5 protein-coding genes are annotated in these 6808 nt (G+C 34.2%); all 5 read left to right on the forward strand.

What is annotated here, in order from left to right; all coding sequences use genetic code 11:
• Positions 1–50: 50 nt before the first annotated feature.
• The 5 genes from IEV10_RS13920 (at position 51) to IEV10_RS13940 (ending at position 6704) form a co-directional block, all read left to right on the forward strand.
• Positions 51–2270, forward strand: a complete 2220-nt coding sequence (locus IEV10_RS13920; RefSeq protein ID WP_188375344.1) for an NADP-dependent isocitrate dehydrogenase — start codon at positions 51–53, stop codon at positions 2268–2270.
• A 62-nt stretch (positions 2271–2332) separates the two neighbouring features.
• Entirely contained in the window at positions 2333–4708 is a 2376-nt protein-coding gene (locus IEV10_RS13925; protein WP_188375345.1) for a TonB-dependent receptor, read from the forward strand.
• A gap of 1 nt (position 4709) precedes the next feature.
• A complete protein-coding gene (locus tag IEV10_RS13930) occupies positions 4710–5525 on the forward strand; it encodes a DUF4249 domain-containing protein (protein WP_188375346.1) in 816 nt (271 codons plus the stop codon).
• Between the two features lie 128 nt (positions 5526–5653).
• On the forward strand, positions 5654–6475 hold the full coding sequence (murQ, locus tag IEV10_RS13935; protein WP_188375347.1) for an N-acetylmuramic acid 6-phosphate etherase: 822 nt from the start codon (positions 5654–5656) through the stop codon (positions 6473–6475).
• Positions 6462–6704: a DUF6095 family protein gene (locus IEV10_RS13940; RefSeq protein WP_188375348.1), complete on the forward strand. Its 243-nt coding sequence runs from the start codon at positions 6462–6464 to the stop codon at positions 6702–6704. Before murQ ends, IEV10_RS13940 begins: the two co-directional genes overlap by 14 nt.
• The last annotated feature ends 104 nt before the right edge of the window (positions 6705–6808 follow it).

A 6808-nucleotide genomic window follows, 5' to 3' on the forward strand; every position in this document is an offset into this window, starting at 1 on the left:
TTTGCTCGGCTAAAAAATAGCCCATAATACTCTAAATAGCATACACAGACATGACAAAATCTTCTACTATTTTTTATACGTTAACAGATGAAGCGCCAGCTTTGGCAACACGTTCATTTTTACCAATTGTAAAAGCCTTTACCAAATCATCTAACGTAAATATAGAAACCAAAGATATATCACTTGCAGCAAGAATACTTTCTGCATTTCCAGATTTTTTAACTGAAAATCAGCGCGTGTCTGACGCTCTAGCTGAGCTTGGTGAATTAGTAAAACAACCTGAAGCTAATGTTATAAAGTTACCAAATATTAGTGCTTCTGTTCCACAACTGACAAATGCTATTGAAGAGCTACAAGCCAAAGGTTATGCTTTACCTGACTATCCAGACGAACCTGAAAATGATGAAGAAAGAGCAATTAAAGCGCGATATAATAAGATTAAAGGTTCAGCCGTTAATCCTGTGCTTAGAGAAGGTAACTCGGATAGACGTGCACCAAAGGCCGTAAAGAATTACGCTAAAAAAAACCCACACAGAATGGGCGCATGGTCATCAGATTCTAAGACGCATGTAGCGACTATGACCCATGGAGATTTTGCGCACAACGAAAAATCTGTAACTATTAATGGTGCTACAACAGCTAAGATTGTACATACAGATGCTAAAGGGTTTCAAACTATTCTTAAAGATAATTTAGCACTATTAGATGGTGAAATCATTGACGCTACTAAGATGAGTCAGAAGGTATTGATTTCATTTTTAGAAGCACAAGTAAAAGACGCAAAAGAGAATAATGTATTGTTTTCATTACATATGAAAGCGACAATGATGAAGGTCTCTGACCCTATTATTTTTGGTCATGCCGTAAGAGCATATTTCAAACCTTTATTTGAAAAGTATGCTGATATTTTTGAAGAGATAGGCGTTGATGTCAATAATGGATTTGGAAATCTTATCGAAAAATTAGAAGACGTTTCAGATGCTAAACGCCAAGAGATTGAAGCAGATATAAAGTCTGCTTTAGAGGATGGGCCAGATTTAGCAATGGTAAATTCTGATAAAGGAATTACTAACCTCCATGTACCAAGTGATGTTATTATTGATGCTTCGATGCCTGCAATGATTCGTACTTCTGGACAAATGTGGAATGCTGAAGGCAATCAACAAGACACTAAAGCAGTAATTCCGGATAGCAGTTATGCAGGTATTTACACTGCTACTATAGATTTCTGTAAAAAGCATGGTGCATTCGACCCAACAACAATGGGAACTGTGCCTAATGTTGGCCTTATGGCTCAAAAAGCCGAAGAATATGGATCGCATGATAAGACTTTCGAAATTTCCTCTAATGGAAAAGTAGATGTTATTGATGCTACAGGTACAGTTTTAATATCTCATGATGTTGAAGTTGGAGATATCTGGAGAATGTGTCAAGCAAAAGATGCACCAATACAAGACTGGGTAAAGCTAGCTGTTACTAGAGCAAGAGCATCACAAACACCAGCCGTTTTCTGGTTAGATGAAAACAGAGCTCATGATGCAGAATTAATTAAAAAGGTAAATAAATACCTTCCAAATCATAATACTGAAGGTTTAGACATTAGGATTTTATCGCCAATAAAAGCAACTAAATTTACACTTGAGCGCGTAAAAGATGGAAATGACACGATTTCTGTTACTGGAAATGTGCTCAGAGATTATTTAACAGATTTATTTCCAATTTTAGAACTTGGAACAAGTGCAAAAATGTTATCTATTGTTCCATTAATGAATGGTGGTGGATTGTTTGAAACTGGAGCTGGTGGTTCTGCACCAAAACACGTACAACAATTTGTAACAGAAAATCATTTACGTTGGGATTCTCTTGGAGAATTCTTAGCTCTAGCAGTATCCTTAGACCATTATGCAGATGTCACCAATAATGAAAAGGCAAGAGTTGTAGGTGAAGCTTTAGATGATGCTACTGAAAAGTTATTACAAAACAAAAAAGGGCCTTCTCGAAAGGTTAATGAATTAGATAATAGAGGAAGTCATTTTTATTTAGCATTATATTGGGCTGAAGCATTAGCTAGCCAAGATAAAAATAAAGACTTAAAGCAAGAGTTTTCTCAAATCTATAACGATTTACAACAAAATGAGTCTCTAATTGTTGAGGAATTAAATACCATTCAAGGTAACTCTGTTGAGATAAACGGGTATTATTATCCTAATGAAGTATCAACTAGCAGTGCGATGCGACCAAGCAAAACACTTAACACAATACTCAATTAAACTTAAGTTAAAAAAGCCTCATGTGAAATGGGGCTTTTTTATTTTTACATAAAAACAAATTGATGAGAAAGTTCCTACTAGGAAGTCTTATATGCACTCTTTTATCGACATCTATAATTTCTGCACAAAACAAGTATACTTTAAGCGGAATTATTACAGATAGTAAAACCACAGAAACTCTTATAGGTGTTAACGTTATAATTCCAGAATTAAAAAACGGAACCGTAACTAATGAGTATGGCTTCTACTCTATCACTTTAGATGAAGGTACTTATAAATTGCAGATTAGCTACTTAGGCTTTAAAACCTTAACACAGACTTTAGAGCTCAATGCAGACAAAACATTAAATCTTAAACTTGAAGAATCTGCAGAGAGTTTAGATGAGGTTGTTATTACTGAAGATGTCGAAAAGCTAAATATCCGAAAGCCTCAAATGAGTGTTAATAGTCTTTCAATAAAGACCATTAAGCAGATGCCTGTAGTGTTAGGTGAAGTAGATGTGATAAAGTCTATAACATTACTTCCAGGAGTTACAAATGCTGGTGAAGGTTCATCAGGTTTTAATGTACGCGGAGGCTCAGCTGACCAAAACTTAATTCTTTTAGACGAGGCTACCATATTTAATTCGTCGCATTTGTTTGGTTTCTTTTCGGTATTTAATCCAGATGCTATAAAAGATATCAAACTCTATAAAGGCGGAATTCCAGCCAAATATGGTGGACGCGTATCTTCTGTTTTAGACATCTATCAAAAAGAAGGTAATAACCAAGAGTTTCATCTTAATGGAGGTATTGGTTTAGTATCTAGTCGTCTGCTAGCTGAAGGTCCAATAAAGAAAGGAAAAGGCTCTTTCCTCTTTGGAGGACGAAGTAGTTATGCGCATTTATTTTTACCCCTTTTTGATATCGATAATATAGCATACTTCTATGACTTAAATACAAAACTCAGTTATAGATTAAATGAAAAGAATAGCATATATCTTTCCGGGTATTTTGGGCGTGATGTTTTTAGTCTTAGTGATGCATTTGAAAACACTTATGGAAATACGGTTCTAAATTTTAGATGGAATCATTTATTTTCTGATAAACTCTTTTCAAACTTATCAGCAATTTATTCAGACTATTTTTATGGTTTAAAGTTAGATTTTGTTGGTTTTGATTGGGAATCAGGGATTACAAATTTCAATGTTAAATACGACCTAAAACATTATATCAGCGATAAATTCAAACTAGAATATGGTCTCAATAGTATTTATTATAAGTTTAACCCAGGTGAGATACAACCTATAGATGAAAATTCAGGAATAAATCCAGACAAACTTATAGATAAATATGCCTTTGAAAATGCTTTATATATTGATGCTGAGCATAAGTTATCCGATAAACTTTCTGTGTCTTATGGCGCACGCCTAAGCACGTTTCACCGGTTAGGACAAGACGAGTTAAATATCTATCAAAACAATAACCCCGTAAATTTTAATCAACAACTGCAGATTTACGAAAAAGCAGAACCTACAGAAACAGAAACATTCAGTAGAAGTGATGTATTAGAATCTTTTGCTAACATAGAGCCCAGAGCTTCTGTAGCGTATCAACTCAATGAATCTTCTTCCATAAAGGCTAGCTATAATCGTTTATCTCAATATTTACATTTACTTTCAAATACAAGTTCTCCAACACCTCTAGATGTTTGGGCACCTAGTGGTAAGTTTATAAAACCACAGCTTTTAGATCAAGTCGCATTAGGTTACTTTAAAAACTTTAAAAATGATTCGTTCTCGCTTGAAGTAGAGACCTTTTATAAAACCATTAAAAATCGCATAGATTATATTGATGGTGCAGATTTAATTGCCAATGATGCCATAGAACAAGTCATCTTAAATGGAGAAGCTAGAGCATATGGATTAGAAATTCTATTGCGAAAAAATGAGGGTCGATTAAAAGGATGGTTAGCATATACATTATCAAAATCTGAACAACGCACTCCTGGAAGAACACCTTTAGAAACTGGTATCAATAATGGTCAATGGTATAATACGCCATGGGACAAGACACATGATATAACTCTTACTGGATCTTATGAGCTTAATAAAAAGTGGAGTATAAATAGTAATTTCTTATTCCAAACCGGAATACCAGCGACATTCCCAAATGGACAATACCAATTTAATGGACTAACGGTACCAGTCTTTGAGGCTAGAAATTCTAGTCGCTTAACAAGCTATCACAGGCTCGACCTTTCAGCAAATTATAATCCAAAACCAGATTCTGAAAAGAAATTTAAAGGACAATGGGTATTTAGTCTTTATAATATTTACAACAGACGTAATGCCACTAGTATTACTTTTAGAGAAAACGAAACTTCAGGCAGAAATGAAGCCACAAGATTTGCAATTTTTGGTATAGTCCCAGCAGTAACCTATAATTTCCAATTTTAAGATGAAAAAGATTATAGCAATATTATTAATACTACTTACTAGCTTTTCCTGCGAAGATGTCATAGAAGTAGATTTAAATGAAGTACCGCAAAGATTGGTCATCGATGCCGGAATAAACTGGTTCAAAAACACATCAGGAAATGAGCAAAGTATCCGGTTATCATTGACAGCTCCTTTTTTTGATGAAGAAGTACAACCTGCAAATGGCGCTATAGTATCCATTTCAGATACTAACGGAAATACATTTAACTTTATAGAAGACGGACTTACTGGAGTTTACAGAAATTCAAATTTTATCCCAGTTATAGATGCTACATATATACTTTCCGTTTTTTATAATAATGAACTTTATACGGCAACAGAAACACTTAAGTCTGTCGTACCAATAGATTTTGTAGAACAAAGAGATGATGGTGGTTTTCTTGGAGAAGATATAGAACTCAAAGCCTTTTATACAGACCCTGCAAATATAGAAAACTATTACTTTTTTGAGTTTATAGCTCCTATAGGACTAGTTCCTGATTTACAAGTTTATGAAGATAGGTTTACTGATGGGAATCAAATTTTCGGATTCTATACTGAAGAAGACTTAGAGCCTGGTATGAATGTTACGATAAGAAATTATGGTGTTACTGAACGTTTCTATAATTTCATGTTTACACTGTTACAGCAAGGTAGTGAGGACAGCGGTGGCCCTTTTGAAACTCAACCAGCAACCGTAAGAGGTAATTGTATTAATCAGACTAATCAAGATAATTTTCCTTTCGGATATTTTAGATTATCCGAAGTAGATGAAGTTGTTTATACAATTCAATAACTAAATTATTATTTGGACGTTCCCATAACAACAGGTAGTGTTATGATCGCGTTATACACTATATCTTTTGCATAGCAAAAGGATGCCGTTTCCACCGCTAACGCAAACAAATTCATTATTTTTATACAATGAATTTCGAAAAAACCACAGAAAAAGATTCCAATTACGACAATCTCGAAAACATGTCTGTCAATGAGATTGTTGCCAATATTAATAATGAAGATAAAACAGTTGCTTTAGCTGTAGAAAAGGCACTTCCTCAGGTTGAAACTCTTATAAAGCAAGTTGTTGAAAAGCTCAGAAATGATGGTCGCTTATTTTATATAGGTGCTGGTACTAGTGGTCGTTTAGGCATCTTAGATGCATCAGAATGCCCTCCAACTTTTGGAGTTTCTCATGATTTAGTTATTGGTTTAATTGCTGGTGGAGATACCGCAATAAGAAAAGCTGTTGAATTTGCTGAAGATTCTACAGAACAGTGTTGGACAGATTTAAAAGCATATAATATAACTGATAAAGATATAGTTATAGGTATTGCCGCTTCTGGCACAACACCTTATGTGCTTCATGGGCTCAAGAAATGTAACGAACAGAATATAATCACCGGATGTATCGTTTGCAATCATCAAAGTCCCATTTCCATGGAAGCAAAATATCCAATAGAAGTCATTGTTGGGCCGGAGTTTGTAACAGGTAGTTCAAGAATGAAAGCTGGTACAGCACAAAAGCTTGTTCTTAATATGATTACTACCGCAACTATGATTCAGTTAGGTAAAATCAAAGGAAACAAAATGGTAGATATGCAATTAAGTAATCATAAATTAGTAAATCGAGGTATTCAGATGCTAGTAAAAGAACTTAATATATCAGAATCTAAGGCAAAAGAGTTATTAGACAAATACGGTAATGTTAGAGAAGTCATAAAACATATAAAAAATGGAAGAAACTAAACGCACAGATAAAGACATATTAAGTAAAGGCATTCGCATTATGATTATATGTCTGTTTTTAATGTTTAGTGGCCCTACTGCCCTACATATTGCATTCTCTAATAAAGAAAAACCACTATACATTCCATTAATAATATTAGGAATCTTATTATGCTTAGGAGCAATTATAACTTTATTCAAAGGCATCCAAACAATCATGGATAGTTTGTTTGGTAAAAAGAACAAATAGCAGCTACTTCTATCCCCAAAAAATATTGTTAGTCAATTATAAAAACAAAAAAAGACCCAATCGTTAGATTGAGTCTTTCAAAAAAGGCGGCGACCTACTCTTCC

The organism is Winogradskyella haliclonae (assembly GCF_014635865.1).
Classification (GTDB): domain Bacteria; phylum Bacteroidota; class Bacteroidia; order Flavobacteriales; family Flavobacteriaceae; genus Winogradskyella; species Winogradskyella haliclonae.